The following is a 19,055-nucleotide window of genomic DNA, read 5'->3' on the forward strand; positions in this document are numbered from 1 at the left end:
AGTCCTAGGCCGATTAGCGAATTGGGGCCGCTTGGTCCAGCGGCAATGATATGCACATTGACCGCAACGCCGTTTGTCAGGCCTCTCCCAGCCATTTTGCAGGATTCACTTCGGCGATCTGCCGGAACACTTCTTCCCCCAGCGCATTCCGCAAACGAATGCATACTGCCTTCTCCGACAGCTTTTCCTGACGGGTCATGTAATAATCCGACCCGAACAAAACCCGAGAGCGCAATCTCTCGCTTTCCTTATCATCGCCGGTCAAGAACATTCTCAGGAAAGGCGCATAGTCCTCGAACTGAAACAGCGTGTACGAGATGTCAGTCCAGAGGCCCGGATAATCTCCGCTGCCGATCATACGCCGGATCTCCACCTGCCAGTTCTGGCTGAATGCATCGTCCAGAGGATCCTCCCGATCCGGGTTGGCATAGGCTTCCCAGTCGCGTTGCCCACCGAAATGCGCAAGACAAATCCTAAGCTTGGGATGTGCCCTCATAACCGGAATAAACGCTTCGGGCTCTGTGTACCGGTCTGCCCAGTAATCGGACAGATAGCGTCCCTGTACTCCACCGCGCGAGCAGTGAGACATGACCGGCAGGTTCATTTCTTCCAGACGAGGATAGACATGTTGCATCAATACCGGGTCATCCGGGGCAAACCCCAGCCGGGGGTATAGCTTGAGGCCACGAAATTTCAGACCGTCAATTGCGCGCCACACCTCCTTTGCCTGCGGATCAGCACGTGGGTCAATGGTTGCAAATGGGATAACAGACCCACCGACCTCAGGGTCACCAGCGAGCTTGGCCAACTCGTCATGCTGGGCCTTAAGCGGAACCTCTGGTGCGCCGTACCCAAATGCAGACAGCTCCATCGGCAGAACGACAAATCGGGTGTTGCCCGGATAGTGTCGCCGCATGTTGTCGAGAATATCCCGTTGGCTGTCTTCTGCAGTTTCCTGTTGGAAACGCGATAGCCGATCCAACTTTTCCGCAACGGGATGTTGTCCGATCAGACGGGTCCCAAATGCCAGCAGCTTTAGAAGCCATGGCATTTTCTTGAAGGGCTTGAGCGCCGGATAAGGATAATCCTCGGGCACATGCCGCCCGTGGAATAAGTGGGTATGGCAATTTGTGATCTGAATATCAGACATGGCAATTCCTGAAAAATACTTGTGCGAAAGAAACGCGCGTGGCGTTCCCAGCCTAGCATAGCGATCAGGATTACAGAAATCTGAAAGGGATCAGTTCTCGGTCCGGCGGAAGGTCAGATAATGAGGTGTCCGCCCTTCGCGCAGCGCCTTTTGCTCATAACGTGTCGAGATCCAGTCATCCCAAGGCTCGCGCCAGTCGGACGGTCGTTCAGCCAGCCATTCAAAGCCTGCGCGCGGAACCTCTTCGAGGGTCTGGCGAACGTAGTCGGGAATATCCGTTGCAACCCGAAAAATCGATCCGGGCTTCAGCACTCGGGCCAGCGGCTCAAGGTGCTCGGGCGTGACAAAGCGGCGGCGGTGGTGCCGCTTTTTAGGCCATGGGTCGGGATACAGCAGAAACGCGCGCGAAATGCTGGCATCTGGCAGCACATCGAACAGATCACGCGCATCGCCGGGATGCACCGCCAGATTTTCGACACCCGCCTTGCGGATTTTGCCTAACAGCATGGCCACACCGTTGATGAAAGGTTCAGCGCCAATGATTCCGATGTCCGGGTTCTGCTGTGCCTGATGCACCAGATGTTCGCCCCCACCAAAGCCAATTTCCAGCCAGACGGGTTTGCCGCCGAACCGTGCATCCAGATCGATCGGTGTCCGTTCGGGGTTGGTCTCCCAATCCACTGCACCCGGCGAAAGATCGGACAGATCCTCGGACAGATAGATCTTTTGGCTGGGCTTCAGGGTTTTACCTTTGAAGCGGCCATAAAAGTTCCTGCGGGGGCGTTTTGGGGTCTCGGTGCTCATGGCGGTGGCCTTACTTTGAGACCGATACCGTTGCAAGAGGCGAGGTCAGGTGAACCATGACGCTCCCGCAACGAAAAACGCGCCCCGGAGGGCGCGCTTTGTAATGTTTGCAGATCAGACTGCTTTTTTCAGGGTGTCGACCAGATCGGTGCGCTCCCAGCTAAAGCCACCATCTGCATCCGGTTCGCGGCCAAAGTGGCCATAAGCTGCCGTGCGCTGATAGATCGGCTTGTTCAGCTGCAGATGCTCACGAATGCCACGCGGCGTCAGGTCCATGGCTTCGCTAACTGCCTTTTCGATCTCAGCATTCGCGATCTGACCTGTGCCATGTGCGTCCGCGTAGATCGACAGCGGCTTGGAAACACCAATCGCATAGCTCAGCTGGATGGTGCAGCGCTCGGCCATGCCGGCAGCCACAACGTTCTTGGCCAGATACCGCGCAGCGTAAGCCGCCGAACGGTCAACCTTGGTCGGGTCTTTACCCGAGAAGGCGCCACCACCATGAGGTGCGGCACCACCATAGGTATCCACAATGATCTTACGGCCGGTCAATCCGGCATCACCATCAGGGCCGCCAATTACGAATTTACCCGTCGGGTTCACGTGCCACTCGGTCTCGTCGCTCAGCCAGCCTTCGGGCAGGGATTCAGTGATGTAGGGCTCAACAATCTTGCGGATATCGTCCGAAGTCAGGGATTCATCCAGATGCTGCGTCGACAGAACGATCGAGCTTACGCCGACCGGCTTGCCATCACGATAGATTACCGACAGCTGCGATTTCGCGTCCGGGCCCAGCGCAGGCTCGGTACCATTCTTACGCACTTCGGCCAGACGGCGCAGGATCGCGTGCGAGTACTGGATCGGTGCAGGCATGAGTGCGGGTGTTTCGGTCGTCGCGTAACCGAACATGATACCCTGGTCACCAGCGCCTTCGTCTTTGTCGCTGGATGCATCAACGCCCTGGGCAATATGCGCAGACTGCTCGTGCAACAGGTTTGTTACTTCAACAGTTTCGTGGTGGAATTTATCCTGCTCGTAACCGATGTCTTTGACACAGGCGCGCGCGATTTCTTCGATACGGCCCATGTAGTCATGCAGCTTTTCCTGATCAGACAGACCTACTTCTCCACCGATGACGACCCGGTTGGTCGTAGCAAAGGTTTCGCACGCCACGCGTGCTTCGGGTTCTTCATTCAGAAATGCGTCGAGTACTGCATCGGAAATACGGTCACAGACCTTATCCGGGTGCCCTTCGGATACGGATTCCGAAGTAAATGTGTAGTTCTGTCTGGACATGAAAGTGCTCCATTGAGATTTCCCTGCCACGTCAGGAAGCCGTTGTGACAGGCGCCCGACGGGATACGCCCAGAAAAACAAAGGGTCAATCGGAAATTAGCCTCAATCCTTCCGGACGTTGCGCACAAGCAGCAGAAACAGGGCGGATAACATCAGAAATACCGGAAAATCGCCAATTCTGGCATAAATCGTGGGTTTCAGTGGCTGGGGCAATGTCGCGTCCACATACCCAGCCTGACCAAGTGCCAGGGAGTGTGTCACCCGCCCAAGCGGATCAATCATCGCAGATACGCCTGTATTGGCCGAACGCATCATCGGCAGGCCCTGCTCAATCGCGCGCATCTGTGCCTGTGCCAGATGTTGAAACGGCCCTGACCGCGTTCCAAACCAGGCATCGTTGGTGATTTGCAACAGAAAGTCTGCCCTGTCCGGGGCCGCCAGTACATCCTGCGTAAAGACCGCCTCATAGCAGATCAATGGCAACGCTTTACCAAGCTTACCCGCATCCATCAGCGCAGCACCGGGTCCTGCACTGAAGCCATTGCCGGTGGTCGCGGCAAGGCCGAAAATCCCAAACCGCGCCATGAGATCACCGAAGGGCACATATTCACCGAACGGCGCAAGATGATGCTTGTCGTAAAGACCCGCTTGTCGCCCGTTCTCATCAAGATAGATCATCGAGTTGTAGATACGCGGACCATCACCGCGCTGTATGCCCAGAAAGACCGGCGTTCCGTCAGCCGCATGTGCAATAGCGCTGAGATAAGGCTGAGCAGTTGCCAACCAGGCGGGAACAGATGTTTCCGGCCAGACGATCAGATCTGGACGTGGCTCTGCTGCGGTGAACTCAATCTGTCGCGCGAAAAACAGTGGCGCGTAATCCGGATCCCATTTCTGATGTTGCGGCGCATTGGGTTGCACCAGACGCACAGTATTTTCGGTTTCAACTACTGCCGGGCGGATCGATGCGTAGCCCAGCGCCAGCACAGCAAAGCCTACACTCAGAGCCAAAGGAAGAACCACTGCTCGTGACCCCTTGGGTGCAGACAAGGCAGCCCCCAACGGCAGAGTCGCGGCAAAGGTCAGTGCAGCCAATCCGTAGGGACCGATCAGGGATAACAGCTGCGCGACCGGCGTGTTCACCCAAACCTGCGAGACACCTGCCCACGGAAATCCGGTCAGCACGTAACCTCGCGCGAATTCAGTGATGGATAAAGCTACAGCAAGCAATACACCCTGTCGCACAGCTGAAAACGCTGGCCTTCGCGATATCCAAAAGGCAGGTGCCCAGAACAGGGCCAACCCTCCCGCCATGAAAACAAGGGCGAAAGGTGCCATCCAGGCATGGCGGTCCGCATCGACCTGAAAGGGTTCGATGATCCAGTTCAACGCATGGACAAAATAACCGGTTGCGAAGAACCATCCAATCCAGGCTGCTCTGGCCCGGGTTTCACTGGCCAGAAACAGTGGGGCAATCAACACCAGTGCAATCAGTGTCGCGCCCCAATAGCCGAATGGGGCCAACCCATAAGCACCAACTGCGCCTAGCAAGGCTGCTAACGCAAGTCTCAGCCAAAAGGGCCAGCCTGTGGCAGGGTTCATGCAGCGATATCCGGTAACATGACACGCAGACGCTTGATGCGGCGTGGATCGGCATCGATCACCTCAAATTCGGGTCCTTCAGGATGCAACACAACCTCGCCCCGCGCAGGTACACGACCCGACAACATGAAGACCAGTCCGCCCAGAGTGTCGATCTCTTCTTCATCCACATCTTCGTGGCTGGTCAACGAGCGGCCAATCTCGGCCTCAAAATCCTCAAGCGGGACCCGGGCCTGAACCACATAGCAGCCCGGTTTTTCCTGGATCCACAGCTGATCTTCGTCCGCGTCGTGCTCATCCGCGATTTCGCCAACGACCTGCTCAATCAGGTCTTCGATCGTCAACAGACCATCGACACCACCGTATTCATCGATCACCAGTGCCATATGGCGGCGCTCGGTCTGCATCTTAGTCAGCAGAACCCCGATGGGCATGGACGGTGGCACAAACAGAAGCGTTCTGAGCATTGATCGCAAATCGAACTCGGACGACCCGCCATTGAATCCGTGCGTCAGGGCAAAATCCTTGAGGTGCACAAATCCCAAAGGCGTATCCAAGGTACCATCATACACAGGTATCCGGGAAAGGCCGCTGTCGCGGAACACCTGCGCAAGCTCATCCTTGGCGATTGTCGAGGGAACTGACACGATTTCCGCCGTCGGGATCGCAACATCTTCAACCCGCATCCGGCGCAGGTTGATCATACCCCGAGGCTGAGAACTCACGCTTTCGTGGCCGTTTATCAACCCGGCCTCTTCCTCACCATGCGAGGAGAAGGCATCAATTATTCGAGTAAAAAATCCGCTTTTCTCTTCGGTGTCATTGTTGCCGTTCTCTGGAAGCGCGCTTTGCGCCGCCCTAGAACTGCCGTCTGTATCGCCCATTATCCTGTTCCAACTATTCAGGCAGAATTGCCCACATTACCCATTATATGGGTCATCAATACCCATTTTGCCAAGTATCTCGACCTCGATGCTTTCCATCAAAGTGGCGTCGCGGTCACGAATGTGATCGTAACCAAGCAAATGCAACATTGCGTGAATGATCAAATGGGTCACGTGATCATCCATGGATTTTCCGGCGGCCTCCGCCTCGCGGGCACATGTATCATACGAAATTGCGATGTCACCCAAAGCAATTTCCCCTGTAAAATCAGGGCTCGGCAGAGACGGATGCTGCCCCGCTTCCTCTGCGGCCAGATCTTCTGCAGGCCAGCTCAACACATTTGTCGCCGACGGCTTTTCACGGAATTCAGCGTTCAACTCAGAAATTCTGGTATCATCACACCCCAGCAGGCTGATTTCGCAAACGTCGGAATCGATCCCGAACCGAGCCAACACAGCAGCGATCGCCCGCCCGGACAAAAGCTCCAGGTCGGTCCAGCGTGCGTCCTCAAAGGATATTTCCAGGTTCATGCCACTATATTCCTTGAAGCCCCAGCTTATCAGAGGCCCGGCATTCTAACCTGTTTCGCGGACCGCATCGGCCTCATACGCCTCGATGATCGCAGCGACAAGCGGATGACGCACCACATCCTTGGAGGTGAAATAGTTGAAGCTGATATTCGGGATCGTTTTAAGCAACCTCTCGGCATCGGCCAGGCCGGATTGAACCCCACGAGGCAGATCCACCTGAGACCGGTCGCCTGTAATGACCATCCGACTCCCCTCGCCCAGACGGGTCAGGAACATCTTCATTTGCATCGTGGTAGCGTTCTGCGCTTCGTCCAGCACGACAAAGGCATTTGCCAGCGTCCGTCCCCGCATGAAGGCCAGCGGCGCGATTTCGATTCGCTTCTCTTCGATCAGCTTGGCAAGCTGTTTGCCCGGCAGGAAATCGTTCAGTGCATCGTACAACGGCTGCATATACGGATCGACTTTGTCCTTCATGTCACCCGGAAGATAGCCCAGCTTTTCTCCGGCCTCGACCGCCGGACGGCTGAGGATGATCCGGTCAACATGACCCCCGATGAACATCGACACACCAACAGCGACTGCCAGATAGGTCTTACCGGTGCCCGCTGGTCCAATGCCAAAGGCCAGTTCATTGTTGAACAGAGACTGAACATAAGCCTTTTGAGCGTCCGTACGCGGCTCAACCAGCTTTTTGCGGGTCTTGATCTCGACTGTGCCGCCCTTGAACATCTCAAGCTGGTCACCATCACGCGAACCTGTTCCAACCTCGGAATTGCCCATCCGCAATTCCCGGTCGACATCGGCGGCCTCAACGTCGCGACCCCCTTCCAGCCGTGTGTAAAGCGCCTGCAACACCTCAATAGCCTGTTTCTGGGCATCCTCTTCGCCCATGATGACAAGCTGATTGCCACGTCTCACGATCTGAACCGAAAGCTTCTGCTCAATATCAGTCAGATTGCGGTCATACTCGCCGCACAGATCTATCAGCAACCGATTGTCAGGAAATTCTACAAGCGCCTCGCGTTGGGGCATCTCATCTTGCGGTGGGGTAAGGGCACCGATGGCCAATCCGTTCTCCTGTCTTGGCGTTTCACCTCAAGCGTGACAACAAAACCGGGTCGGCGCAAGCCGCAGTTTCTAAAAATTTACACCTTATGATAAAACCGCCAATGGCACGCGAAAATCCGCCTTGGAACAAGGCGATTTAAGGTCGAAGAACCTCGTGGTGGACTAAAACTTGTAGTTCAGACCAACCCGCAGGCCGCTGTATTTTGGTGTAGACTTGGTTGAGAATCCCGAACCGAAAACCACATCTTTCGACTCGAACTGGACATACTCGTACTCACCGGTGATCGACCAGTTGTCATTCAGCTGGTGTTCGGCTCCAATACTGGCAGACAATCCGTTGCGGCGCCCTTTTTCCTCAAAGGCCCGGGTTGTCCCACCGCTGGTGGTACTGTTGGTCGTCGCGACCTCACCCTGCACCAGACCAAATGACACGAAGTACAAAACGCTTCCACTCTTGTTTGTCAGGCCATTCCGAAATTTGAGCGACAGCACATCAGATATCTCGGACCCGCCCGTGACCGTCGTAGTGCCGATTTGTCTTGAAACCGTATCTTCCAATGAGCCAAAATCATATCCAAGCTCAAAACCGTAGACATAGTCGCGACCGCCCGTTGCTGGTACGACACCGCGCCATCCTCCGCGAATGCCACCGTAGGCCCCGGAAGGCTTGAGGTTTCCGATATCGAAGGTACCGCCGCCGGTTCTCAACCCGAACCGGTCAGTTCCACCAAATCCGTAACCCGCATTCAGCCCAAGATAAAACGCACTGACATCATCAGAATATCGTTCAGGGCCAACAACCACCGGATCCGAGACAGGAGTTGTCAAATCACCGGCAACCGTCGCGCCAGCAAACGAGACGGTCAAGGCCGCCCCGAACAAAACTTGCTTGCCCTTCGGCCTCAAAGCCTTCGCAAAGATTGCCACTCGTACCCTCCATCACAAACAAACACCCGGTCACGACGGCCCGCCCGCATTGTGCGCTGACGCCGCCCCGGAAAAAAGTTAACTATTCTCGGAACATGGTTCCAAGCAACAAATCAAGGGTAAAAATTGGAAACAAACACCATGTATGGTGTCTAAAGCGAGAATAACTACAAGCTTACAGCAGCTCTCCAGCAAGGGAATTGGCACCGGATGCCGTGATCATGACATCCCTCAACTCGCCCTTGGCAATTTCCCCGCCCGAGACGTGAACCGCATGAAGATATTCGGATTTCCCGACCATCTGGCCAGGTAAGCGGCCCGGCTTTTCAAACAGAACACTGACTTTCTTGCCAACCATGGAATCCTGAATCTCACGCTGGTGGCGCGTAATCATTGCCTGAAGCCGCTGCAGACGGTCATCTGCCGCTTCTTGGTCCACCTGTGGCCGTTCTGCCGCAGGCGTTCCCGGGCGGGTAGAGTACTTGAAAGAATAGGCATAACCGTATCTGACCTCTTCCACGAGATCCAAGGTCGCCTGAAAGTCTTCTTCGGTTTCCTCCGGGAAGCCGACAATGAAATCACCTGACATCAGGATATCCGGACGCGCTTCGCGAATGCGCTCAATCAATCGCAGATAGCTTTCGGCGGTGTGGCTGCGGTTCATGCGCTTCAGAATCTTGTCTGATCCCGACTGCACCGGCAGATGCAGGTAAGGCATGAGCTTATCGCAGGTCGCGTGCGCCTCAATCAGATCATCGGCCATGTCATTGGGATGCGAAGTGGTAAAGCGGATGCGCTCGAGCCCATCAACTTTGTTCAGTTCCCAGATCAGTCCGGCAAGGGTCATATCCCCGTTTGGACCTGCGCCGTGATAGGCGTTCACATTCTGCCCCAGCAGCGTGATTTCCCGCACGCCACGTTCAACCAGTTCATTTGCTTCGCGCAGGATACGGTCCGCCGGACGGCTGACTTCGGCACCACGGGTATAGGGCACCACACAGAATGCGCAGAACTTGTCGCAACCTTCCTGAACCGTCAGAAATGCGGTGGGGCCGCGCTTGGCCTTGGGGCGGCCCTTGAGTTTCTCGAACTTGTCCTCTTCGGGAAAGTCCGTATCCAGTGCCTTTTCACCCGCGCGCGTCTTCGCTTCCATCTCGGGCAGGCGGTGATAGCTTTGCGGTCCGACAACCAGATCAACCATCGGCTGACGGCGCATGATTTCCTGGCCTTCTGCCTGCGCAACACAGCCAGCGACACCGATCTTCAGATCAGGATTTTCAGCTTTCAGCCCCTTAAAGCGCCCCAGCTCAGAATAGATTTTCTCGGCAGCTTTTTCGCGAATATGGCAGGTGTTCAGCAGGATCATGTCCGCGTCGTCAGGACTTTTGGTCTCGACATAACCCTGACCGCCCAGCGCTTCGGCCATACGCTCGCTGTCATAGACATTCATCTGACAGCCATAGGTCTTGATAAACAGCTTTTTCGGTTCGGACATGGAACGGGCCTTTGCATTCGCTGGGTCGGCGTCGTCTATACCCTTCGAACGCCGCTTGCAATGCTGGCGCAATTACCCGAATTTGGCCAGAAATTCCAGCAAGGTCCAAACACAATACAAGCGATGCAGTACGAATCCCTCGATCACTTTCTGAAAACCGGCCAAAGCGCCTTGGCCAAGGGGCCAATCGCACTGGTGTTTGTCGAGGACGACGTAGAACTGGACAATTCGCTACGACATCACATCGATCTCGGTTTCAAATCAGTGATCACCTTCATGCCTTTGGATTTCAAACTGTCCGAGGAAGTGACAGAGCAAATTCACCGGGTCACACTGACTTGCGCGCCCAGATCAGTCGTCTTCGAGATCATCAACCAGATCATTCAGGCCGCTCCCGGTGTCTGGATGTACTACTGCTATAACGCCGAGTATCTCTACTTTCCCTTCTGCGAGACACGCAGCATCGGCGAGATGCTGGCCTTTCACACCGAAGAACGCCGCAATGCGATGCTCAGCCACGTCATCGATCTTTATGCTGACGACCTCACGACGCACCCCAACGGTGTGGATGTCGATCACGCGATGCTGGACGGCACCGGCTACTATGCCCACACCCGGCATGATGCGACAGGGCAACCGATGGAGCGCCAGCTGGACATGTCAGGCGGCCTGCGCTGGCGGTTCGAGGATCACATTCCTTATGAGCGGCGCCGCATCGATCGGATCGCATTGTTCAAGGCAAAGAAGGGCCTCACCCTGCTACCGGATCACACGTTCAATGAACCGGAATACAACACCTATTCCTGCCCCTGGCACCATAACCTGACCGCAGCGATTTGCTCGTTCCGCGCAGCCAAGGCGCTGAAAAGCAATGCGGGATCGACCTTTGATATCCCTAGTTTCCGCTGGCGCAATTCCGTTCCGTTCCAGTGGAATTCGCGCCAGCTGATGGATTTGGGTCTGATCGAACCCGGCCAGTGGTTCTGAGCAGCCTCAGCGCTGCAACAAAATCGGGAACCAGTCTTCGCGCAGACGCTGGCCCGGCTGCATGTCATGGCCCGGATATGGGGGCGATGTACGGCCCGGACGTTCCACGTATCGCGCATCATCACCAACAAGTCGCAGCGAGAACGCTCTGCGTCGGCTGTCAGACTGATTGCCGCGCGCGCCATGCAATGTCTTGTAGTTGAAGGCTACCGCATCGCCGGGTTCCATCTCGAACTCCACGACTTTCATACCTTCGGCGTCAGGATCCGGAACAGGAATGTACTGACCTTCATCAGCAAAGAACCCTTCCTCAGACACCCACCGCGTCGGCAGAACTTCCTTCTCCCAGCGATGTGAGCCCGCGACGCAACGCAGGGTGGCCTTTCTTACAGCATCAAGCGGAGACCAGAAGCTGATCGTTTGCTGCCCTTCGACAAAGTAGTAAGGGCCGTCCTGATGCCACGGCGTGGCCATCGACGTCCCGGGTTCCTTGACCAGCACATGGTCATGGAACATCTGGACGGACTGCGACTTCATCAGGTCTGCAGCCACTTCGGCAGCCGGCGAGGTTTCAATGACCTCTTTGAATTGCGGAATTCGCGACCAGTTGCAGTAATCATCAAAGAAACGACCGGTCTCACCCTCTTTCTTGTTTTCAGATGCATAAGGCCCGGGCTCGGCCATGTTGGCGGCGACGCCGTCACGCAATGCTTCAACATGATCAGCGAACAGGCCTTTGACCAAGACAACGCCGTCTGTCTGGTAGGTGTCGATCATCTCTTGGGAAACAAGGGGGTGGATCATGATGGTCTCCTTGGATAGCTCGACCCGATCTGCGCATGTTTGTGACCACTGTTCAAATCATATCTTCCAAACTAACTATTAACTTCATGTTATATATCTCACTGCGGCAATACGAATATGTTTGCGCCATTGGCCGCCACGGCAGCCTGTCTTCAGCGGCGCAACACCTGAACGTGTCACAACCTGCGCTGTCCAATGCGCTCACCCGTGTCGAATCACATCTAGGGTATCCATTGTTCTCACGCAGGCGTGGGGCGGCGATGGCGCTGACACCACAGGGACGAAAATTTATTGAAGAGGCCGAAGCCCTGTTGAACAGCGCCGCGTTGCTGGAGGATTCGAAGCAACCTGTGACAGGTGCCAGCAGATTGCGACTTGGATGTTTCGTGGATCTGGCGCCATTTCTGTTGGCCAAAGCCCTCCACACACTTCGGGACACGCTCCCTGATGTTGTGGTGACCCATGGCGTCGAGAGTTTCGAAGGCCTGATTACGGGCCTCACCGACGGTCAGTTTGATTTGGCGGTCACATATGATCTGGGAATGGATGCCGGTTTTACACGTCAAAGACTGTTCAGTAGCGGTCCGCGCGCACTTGTGGCACCAGATCATCCTCTGGCAGCGTCCCACCAGACATCGCTCACAGAACTCGAAGCATATCCGCTGATCCTGTCCAAAGAAGGATTGTCCGCCCAGCACGTACTTGGGCTGTTCCGGAGCCGCGGCCTCAACCCCACCGTTTCTCACCGGGCAGAATCGCTTGAAATTCAACGCAGTCTGGCCGCTCACGGCGAAGGGATCGGCATCAGCTATGCCAGCCCGGATAGTGAGTTCAGTTATGATCACATGCCCTTGGTCAGCCTGCCCATTGCCGACCCAGATGCGACCGAAGCCGTCGTTCTGGCCCGCCACGGCACCGGGCCCACCGACTCGCTTATTGCAGCAGCCGAGCGGTCGCTTATCGAATGTTTGCGAACTGAGTAGTTACGGCTTTTTGCGCAGGCGGATCACCACATCAACCGAGGCAATCTCGACCCCTTCGGGCGCTTCGGGCAAACGCTGGATGACCAGTTGATCAGACGGTGCATCGCTCAGGCGGCTTTCGTCTTCCCAGAAGAAATGCGGGTGATCATGAGTGTTGGTATCAAAATAGCTTTTTGATCCATCAACGGTGATTTCCTGCAACACTCCGGCGTCACAGAAAGCGCGCAGTGTATTGTAAACAGTCGCCAGCGATACCGCGTCGCCGTTTTTCTTGGCCGACTCGAACAGGCTTTCTGCGGTTACATGGCGATGACGTCCGTCGCCAACCAGCAACTCCGCCAGGGCAACCCTCTGACGTGTGGGACGCAATCCTGCATCAACCAACCAATTTGTAGCGATGTTCCGGCTCTGAGGCGTCATGAATCCGATACCCGTTTTTGCTGACCATATATATAAGTGCGGTCTGATGGGAATTTCAAATGAAATTCATTCGCAAAGAATGCACTACGTGCGACACGATGTTGTCCGCTGCTCTTGCAGGACCTTGCATACGGGTGCTAGACGAGGCCAGATTGAATAAACGGACCCCTGGCAGGAGAGGCGGCAGAATGGCCCAATTCCCGAGCAGCTTTGACAAGGACGATCTGCTGAAATGCGCCCGTGGCGAATTATTCGGCCCCGGCAACGCACAATTGCCTGCCCCGCCGATGCTGATGATGGACCGGATCACCGATATCTCGGGTGATGGCGGCGCGCATGGCAAAGGCCATGTTGTGGCCGAGTTCGACATCACACCTGACCTGTGGTTCTTTGACTGCCACTTCCCCGGCAACCCGATCATGCCCGGATGCCTTGGTCTGGATGGCTTGTGGCAGCTGACAGGCTTTAACCTGGGTTGGCGCGGCTGGCAGGGGCGTGGGTACGCACTGGGTGTAGGCGAGGTCAAACTGACCGGAATGGTGCGCCCTGACCGCAAGATGCTGACCTATTATGTAGATTTCACAAAGGCCGTGCAGACACGCCGCCTGACCATGGGTGTGGCGGATGGTCGGGTCGAAGCCGATGGTGAAGTGATCTATCAGGTCAAAGACATGAAGGTTGCATTGTCCGAGAGCTGACCCCAACTGACGGACAAGCAACAGGGAACGGAACACAGGAGTACGCTTATGCGTCGCGTCGTCGTCACCGGTCTGGGGGTCGTCTCCTCCATCGGGAACAATGCCGAAGAGGTCCTCGCCTCGCTCAAAGCAGGTAAATCCGGCATCGAGGCCAATGAGCAGATGGTTGAACATGGCTTCCGCAGCCAGATCGCCGGCTCGCTCAAGATCGACGTCACGGAACATGTGGACAAGCGCACCTTGCGTTTCATGGGCCCCGGTGCAGCCTATGCCCATATCGCCATGAGCCAGGCGATTGCTGACGCTGGTTTGACCGAAGATCAGGTTGTGAACCCGCGCACCGGGCTAGTCGCCGGTTCGGGTGGACCTTCGACGAGCGCAATGCTGACCGCGCACCAGACGGTTCTGAAAAACGGCGCAACCAAGCGCATCGGCCCCTTTGCCGTGCCGAAATGCATGTGCTCGACCATTTCCGCCAACCTGGCGACCGCGTTCAAGATCAAGGGTATCAACTACTCGATCACATCGGCCTGCTCGACTTCGCTGCATTGCATCGGCAACGCCGCCGAGCAGATCATGCTGGGCAAACAGGACGTCATGTTCGCGGGCGGCGGTGAGGAGCTGGACTGGACACTGTCCTGCCTGTTCGACGCCATGGGCGCGATGTCTTCGAAATACAACGACACTCCTGATAAGGCGTCCCGCGCGTTCGACCAGAACCGCGATGGCTTTGTCATCTCTGGCGGCGGCGGCATCGTCGTTCTGGAAGATCTGGATCACGCGTTGGCACGCGGCGCAAAAATCTATGCCGAAGTCACCGGCTATGCCGCCACTTCGGATGGCCATGACATGGTGGCCCCGTCCGGTGAAGGTGGCGAACGCGCGATGCGTCTGGCGCTCTCAACCGTTCCCGAAGGACGCAAGGTTGGCTACATCAACGCACACGGCACTTCGACACCAGTCGGGGACGTGGGTGAGGTCGAAGCTGTTCGCCGCATCTTTGGCGAAGGTAATGTCCCTCCGATTTCTTCAACAAAATCAATGACAGGGCACGCACAGGGCGCGGCGGGCGCGCTTGAGGCGATCTTCTGCCTGCTCATGCTGGACAACGATTTTATTACTCCGTCGATCAACGTCGACACACTTGCCGAAGGCATCCTGCCCGGTGAAATTGCAACTCAAGTAGTTGAAAACGCAGGCTTGGACAGTGTCATGACCAACAGCTTCGGCTTTGGCGGCACGAACGGATCCATGGTTCTGTCAAAGTATAACGGGTGAAAATGATGTCGGATCTTCTAAAGGGTAAACGCGGCCTGATCATGGGCGTGGCCAATGACCGCTCAATTGCATGGGGCATCGCCAAGGCCATGCACGAGGCCGGCGCGGAACTGGCATTCACCTATCAGGGCGAGGCATTCGGCAAGCGGCTGGAACCGCTGGCCCAAAGCCTTGGCAGCGACTTCATGGTTGATGCGGATGTCACTGACGACGAATCTCTGGACCGCGCATTTGGTGAACTGGCCGAGCGCTGGCCAACCATCGACTTTGTCGTGCACGCCATCGCCTATTCGGACAAGTCCGAACTAACCGGACGGTTCCTGAACACCACACGTGCCAACTTCAAACATTCCATGGATGTTTCGGCTTATTCGTTCATCGAAGTGGCCCGCCGCGCCTATCCGATGATGAAGGAAAATGGCGGCACGCTGCTGACCCTGACCTATCAGGGGTCAAACCGGGTTGTCCCGAACTACAACGTCATGGGCGTCGCCAAAGCGGCACTGGAATCGGCAACCCGTTATCTGGCCAACGATCTTGGCCCCGAAGGTATCCGCGTAAACGCGATCTCGCCCGGCCCGATGAAGACATTGGCCGGTGCTGCGATCGGTGGCGCACGCAAGACCTACAAGTTCTGCGATCAGAACGCTCCGATGCGCTCAAACGCAACGCTCGAAGCCGTCGGTGGCACCGCCGTTTATCTGACTTCGGACGCTGGTGCCTGCACCTCGGGCGAAATCATTCGCGTCGATGGCGGCTTCCACGTTTTGGGCATGCCTCAGCCCGATTCTATGTGACCATATCTTTCCCTGTCGCCGCCAAGATTTAACCATCTTTCAGCGGCAGGGATGGCATTATGAACAAACTTGACCAGATTATCGCAAGCAACGCGCGTGCAGCTCAATCCCGGCGCAAGTCGGGGATGCGCAGCAACCGCGCGCGTATCATGCTGCTGACCCTCTCCACACTGCTGATTCTGTTCGTCTTCTACACCCAACCGCAGGTGCGTGACGCGGTTGGGCCGTTTCTGAACCAGTTACCTGGCCTATAGGTCAGACTGATCAGTTAACCGAAACGATCTCGATATCAAAAATCAGATCCTGTCCCGCCAACGGGTGATTTGCGTCCAGCGTAACGGTCGCCTCGTTGGCCTCGACCACAGTCACCGGCAGGGCCTGCCCATCTGGTGTTTGCATCTGCAGCTGCGTACCGGGCTCAAGCGGGATATCATCCGGGATACCCTCGCGCGGGATATCCTGCCGCATAGCCGGGTTGATCGGGCCATATGCCTCGGTGCACGGGATTTCGACTCGCTTCTTCTCGCCAACTTCCATTCCCGGAATCGCAGCATCCAGCCCCGGAATGATCTGCCCGGATCCGACCGCAAATTCCAACGGATCGCGTCCTTCGGAACTGTCAAAGACGTTACCGTCCAGCAAAGTTCCGGTGTAATGGATGCGAACCGTGTCGCCCTGTTTGATTGCGGTCATATTGGCCTCCGGCCTCATAAGGAAAGGAACGGCCAAGCCTAGGGGCTAACACGACAATGTAAACCCTTGGCTCTTTTACCCCTTCAACTCTTGTGCCAACCTGCGCCGGATCAGGGGAGAAGCAGATGGCAATCACGACTTGCGTTTTTGATGCCTATGGCACGTTGTTCGATGTTGCAGCGGCTGCACGTCAGGCCGCAGGAGAGCCAGGGTTTGAGGCCCTGCAGAAAAAATGGCCGGAACTGGCCAATCACTGGCGTTTGAAGCAGTTGCAATATACCTGGCTCAGGGCCGTTGCCGATGCGCATACCGATTTCTGGGACGTGACGCAGGATGGTCTGGACTGGGCGCTTGAGGCGACGGGCCTGCAGGGCGACGCGACCCTGCGCCAGCGGCTATTGGATCTGTATTGGGAGTTGCAAGCCTATCCCGAAGTTCCTGAAATGCTAAAGGCACTGAAAGCGGGTGGTATGCAGACGGCTATTCTGTCGAATGGTTCACCGCCAATGCTGGACGGGGCCGTACAGTCTGCCGGGATTGGGGATGTGTTGGACGATATCCTGTCGGTTGAGAGTGTCGGCGTCTTCAAACCCCATGCAAAGGTTTATGATCTGGTGCAGGACCGATTTGGATGCACCCGGGATGAAGTGCTGTTCGTCAGCTCAAACGGATGGGACGCTGCAGGGGCCAGCGGGTATGGTTTTGTGACCGCCTGGGTCAATCGTACCGGTGAGCCAATGGACCGCTTGCCTTGGACGCCTGCACATGTACTGTCCGACCTGACGACGATCCCGAAACTGGCTGGGCTTTGATGGCATTTTTCACTGCGTCTGACGGCAGGCGCCTCTATTTCGAGGATACCGGCAATGGCACGTCGGTTCTCTGCCTGGCCGGGCTGACGCGCAACACGCAGGATTTCGCATCGCTGGCACCACATGTGAAAGATCTGCGCATGATCACCATGGATTATCGGGGGCGCGGTCAGTCGGATTACGACCCCGACTACATGAACTACAACATCATTCGTGAATCCCAGGACGCAATCGAATTGCTTGATCACCTGGGACTGGATAAGGCATTGGTCATCGGCACTTCACGCGGCGGCCTGATCGCGATGGCGCTTGCCGTCAGCCACCCTGAGCGATTGTCTGGCGTGATCCTGAACGACGTTGGTCCGGTGATCGAGCCCACCGGGATTGCGCGGATCATGGAATATGTTGGCAAACCACCCGTCTCAAAGACCTATGACGAGGCGGCACAAATTCTGAAACAAGTGCTAGAACCCCAGTTTCCCGGCGTTCCGCTGACTGTCTGGCGCAAGCATGCCGAAGCACAGTATCGCGAAACCACAGATGGCCTGGCTCTGCGCTATGATCCCGCTTTGCGAACTGCGCTGATCGAACAGGCTGCTGCGGGTGCGCCGCCGGATCTGTGGGACCTTTTTGACGCACTGCGCAGCATACCAACTGGTGTGATCCGCGGGGCAAACTCCGATGTACTGGGCGCCGCAACACTGGCAGCAATGCACATACGCCATCCCAACCTTGTTTCAGCTGAAATACCGGATCGGGGTCACGTCCCGTTTCTGGATGAACCACAGTCACTTGAACTCATTCGCAAAGTATTGGACGCCGCATGAGCAATATTGAGATGATCGAGGCCGCCGCCGAGCGACTGAAAGGGCATGTTCGGGAGACGCCGATCCTGACCTCCCCGTTTCTGGATGAGATTGCCGGTCGAAAAATACTGATCAAACCGGAATGCCTGCAGCATACAGGCAGCTTCAAATTCCGTGGTGCGTGGTCTGCGATTTCAGCCCTTGATGATTCTGCCCGTCAGCGTGGCGTTATCGCTTATTCATCAGGCAATCACGCTCAGGGTGTCGCAATGGCGGCCTCAAAACACGAGATAGCGTCTGTGATCATCATGCCGTCGGACGCGCCTCAGCTGAAGATCGACAATACCCGTGCGCTGGGGGGCGAAGTTGTCCTCTATGACCGCGCCAATGAAAGCCGGGAAGAAATTGGCGAAGCACTGGCTGCCGAGCGCGGGCTGACCCTGATCCGCCCTTATGACGAACCGCAGGTCATAGCCGGTCAAGGCACAACCGGGCTTGAGATCGCCCGCCAGTCGCAGGAACTGGGCGTGACAGAAGCCGATGTTCTGGTGTGCTGCGGTGGCGGAGGCCTGACGTCCGGGATCGCGCTGGCGTTGGAAAAACACGCCCCCGGCCTGCGACCCCGCCCCTGCGAACCCGAAGGTTTTGACGACGTCAAACGCTCGCTTGCGTCAGGCAGCATTCAGAACAACAACGCCACGTCCGGCAATATCTGCGATGCGATCCTGACGCCTCAGCCCGGGCAGATCACCTTCCCGATCCTGAACCGTCTCTGTGGGCCGGGCCTTGCCGTTTCCGAGCAGGAAGCGCTGCATGCGATGGCGCTGGCATTCCTGCGCCTGAAAATCGTGCTGGAACCCGGCGGGGCCGTCTCGCTGGCCTCGGCCCTGTTCCGCAAGGATCAGATCGAGGGGGATGCGGTGATTGTTGTTGCCTCGGGTGGAAATGTTGATCCGCAAATTTTTGCTAAAGCGTTGGAATTCCTGACCTGACAACGGACGGAAACCGATGCAATCTGGA

The 19,055-nt window shown here is 56.5% G+C and carries 21 protein-coding genes and 1 riboswitch; of the genes, 9 read left to right on the forward strand and 12 right to left on the reverse strand.

Annotation, left to right across the window (positions count from 1 at the left end; all coding sequences use genetic code 11):
- Positions 1-76: 76 nt before the first annotated feature.
- The 9 genes from ACR0CW_RS12905 to miaB form a co-directional block, all read right to left on the reverse strand.
- Entirely contained in the window at positions 77-1,150 is a 1,074-nt protein-coding gene (locus ACR0CW_RS12905) for an amidohydrolase family protein (protein WP_480788105.1), read from the reverse strand.
- Between the two features lie 90 nt (positions 1,151-1,240).
- On the reverse strand, positions 1,241-1,954 hold the full coding sequence (gene trmB / locus ACR0CW_RS12910) for a tRNA (guanosine(46)-N7)-methyltransferase TrmB (RefSeq protein WP_480788106.1): 714 nt from the start codon (positions 1,952-1,954) through the stop codon (positions 1,241-1,243).
- 114 nt (positions 1,955-2,068) lie between these two features.
- Positions 2,069-3,250, reverse strand: a complete 1,182-nt coding sequence (metK, locus tag ACR0CW_RS12915) for a methionine adenosyltransferase (RefSeq protein ID WP_155148938.1) — start codon at positions 3,248-3,250, stop codon at positions 2,069-2,071.
- A 5-nt stretch (positions 3,251-3,255) separates the two neighbouring features.
- A riboswitch (SAM-SAH riboswitch) is annotated at positions 3,256-3,304 on the reverse strand.
- A gap of 48 nt (positions 3,305-3,352) precedes the next feature.
- Entirely contained in the window at positions 3,353-4,852 is a 1,500-nt protein-coding gene (gene lnt / locus ACR0CW_RS12920) for an apolipoprotein N-acyltransferase (RefSeq protein ID WP_480788107.1), read from the reverse strand.
- Complete coding sequence (locus tag ACR0CW_RS12925) at positions 4,849-5,736, reverse strand: hemolysin family protein (protein ID WP_155148934.1); 888 nt, start codon at positions 5,734-5,736, stop codon at positions 4,849-4,851. Before ACR0CW_RS12925 ends, lnt begins: the two co-directional genes overlap by 4 nt.
- Positions 5,737-5,772: 36 nt before the next feature.
- Positions 5,773-6,267 carry an rRNA maturation RNase YbeY gene (gene ybeY / locus ACR0CW_RS12930; RefSeq protein WP_480788108.1) on the reverse strand — a complete coding sequence of 165 codons (495 nt, stop codon included), beginning with the start codon at positions 6,265-6,267 and terminating at the stop codon, positions 5,773-5,775.
- A gap of 45 nt (positions 6,268-6,312) precedes the next feature.
- Positions 6,313-7,335 (reverse strand): PhoH family protein, encoded by a 1,023-nt coding sequence (locus ACR0CW_RS12935; RefSeq protein WP_480788109.1) that lies wholly within the window; start codon positions 7,333-7,335, stop codon positions 6,313-6,315.
- 162 nt (positions 7,336-7,497) lie between these two features.
- Complete coding sequence (locus ACR0CW_RS12940) at positions 7,498-8,262, reverse strand: outer membrane protein (RefSeq protein WP_209016319.1); 765 nt, start codon at positions 8,260-8,262, stop codon at positions 7,498-7,500.
- Between the two features lie 175 nt (positions 8,263-8,437).
- Complete coding sequence (gene miaB / locus ACR0CW_RS12945; RefSeq protein ID WP_155148928.1) at positions 8,438-9,757, reverse strand: tRNA (N6-isopentenyl adenosine(37)-C2)-methylthiotransferase MiaB; 1,320 nt, start codon at positions 9,755-9,757, stop codon at positions 8,438-8,440.
- A 60-nt stretch (positions 9,758-9,817) separates the two neighbouring features.
- Between miaB and ACR0CW_RS12950 the strand changes: the two genes are divergently transcribed.
- Positions 9,818-10,744 carry a hypothetical protein gene (locus ACR0CW_RS12950; protein ID WP_480788110.1) on the forward strand — a complete coding sequence of 309 codons (927 nt, stop codon included), beginning with the start codon at positions 9,818-9,820 and terminating at the stop codon, positions 10,742-10,744.
- Between the two features lie 6 nt (positions 10,745-10,750).
- On the opposite strand, the gene ACR0CW_RS12955 is transcribed toward ACR0CW_RS12950, so the two are convergent.
- Complete coding sequence (locus tag ACR0CW_RS12955; protein ID WP_480788111.1) at positions 10,751-11,548, reverse strand: phytanoyl-CoA dioxygenase family protein; 798 nt, start codon at positions 11,546-11,548, stop codon at positions 10,751-10,753.
- 86 nt (positions 11,549-11,634) lie between these two features.
- Here ACR0CW_RS12955 and ACR0CW_RS12960 point away from each other — a divergent pair, with 86 nt between their 5' ends.
- A complete protein-coding gene (locus ACR0CW_RS12960; protein ID WP_170334164.1) occupies positions 11,635-12,531 on the forward strand; it encodes a LysR family transcriptional regulator in 897 nt (298 codons plus the stop codon).
- On the opposite strand, the gene irrA is transcribed toward ACR0CW_RS12960, so the two are convergent.
- On the reverse strand, positions 12,532-12,951 hold the full coding sequence (gene irrA, locus ACR0CW_RS12965) for an iron response transcriptional regulator IrrA (RefSeq protein ID WP_155148920.1): 420 nt from the start codon (positions 12,949-12,951) through the stop codon (positions 12,532-12,534). It abuts the gene before it with no gap.
- Between the two features lie 188 nt (positions 12,952-13,139).
- On the opposite strand from irrA, the gene fabA reads away from it, so the two are divergent.
- From fabA to ACR0CW_RS12985, 4 genes are read left to right on the forward strand one after another with little or no spacing between them, the layout of a single operon-like run.
- Positions 13,140-13,649, forward strand: coding sequence for a bifunctional 3-hydroxydecanoyl-ACP dehydratase/trans-2-decenoyl-ACP isomerase (fabA, locus tag ACR0CW_RS12970; protein WP_093964585.1), 510 nt, complete (start codon positions 13,140-13,142; stop codon positions 13,647-13,649).
- A gap of 48 nt (positions 13,650-13,697) precedes the next feature.
- Entirely contained in the window at positions 13,698-14,927 is a 1,230-nt protein-coding gene (gene fabB / locus ACR0CW_RS12975; protein ID WP_155148918.1) for a beta-ketoacyl-ACP synthase I, read from the forward strand.
- 5 nt (positions 14,928-14,932) lie between these two features.
- Positions 14,933-15,724 (forward strand): enoyl-ACP reductase FabI, encoded by a 792-nt coding sequence (locus ACR0CW_RS12980; RefSeq protein ID WP_155148916.1) that lies wholly within the window; start codon positions 14,933-14,935, stop codon positions 15,722-15,724.
- Positions 15,725-15,783: 59 nt separating this feature from the next.
- Positions 15,784-15,978, forward strand: a complete 195-nt coding sequence (locus ACR0CW_RS12985; protein WP_155148914.1) for a hypothetical protein — start codon at positions 15,784-15,786, stop codon at positions 15,976-15,978.
- 10 nt (positions 15,979-15,988) lie between these two features.
- Here the strand turns inward: ACR0CW_RS12985 and ACR0CW_RS12990 are convergent, their stop codons facing one another.
- On the reverse strand, positions 15,989-16,417 hold the full coding sequence (locus tag ACR0CW_RS12990; RefSeq protein WP_155148912.1) for an FKBP-type peptidyl-prolyl cis-trans isomerase: 429 nt from the start codon (positions 16,415-16,417) through the stop codon (positions 15,989-15,991).
- Between the two features lie 125 nt (positions 16,418-16,542).
- Between ACR0CW_RS12990 and ACR0CW_RS12995 the strand changes: the two genes are divergently transcribed.
- The 3 genes from ACR0CW_RS12995 to ACR0CW_RS13005 are packed head-to-tail and all read left to right on the forward strand — an operon-like array spanning position 16,543 to position 19,027.
- Complete coding sequence (locus ACR0CW_RS12995) at positions 16,543-17,229, forward strand: haloacid dehalogenase type II (RefSeq protein WP_480788112.1); 687 nt, start codon at positions 16,543-16,545, stop codon at positions 17,227-17,229.
- Entirely contained in the window at positions 17,229-18,056 is an 828-nt protein-coding gene (locus ACR0CW_RS13000) for an alpha/beta fold hydrolase (protein ID WP_480788113.1), read from the forward strand. Before ACR0CW_RS12995 ends, ACR0CW_RS13000 begins: the two co-directional genes overlap by 1 nt.
- On the forward strand, positions 18,053-19,027 hold the full coding sequence (locus tag ACR0CW_RS13005; protein ID WP_480788114.1) for a threonine ammonia-lyase: 975 nt from the start codon (positions 18,053-18,055) through the stop codon (positions 19,025-19,027). The genes ACR0CW_RS13000 and ACR0CW_RS13005 overlap by 4 nt, the downstream gene beginning before the upstream one ends.
- Positions 19,028-19,055: the final 28 nt, after the last annotated feature.

This window comes from Ruegeria sp. CH6, from assembly GCF_056537005.1.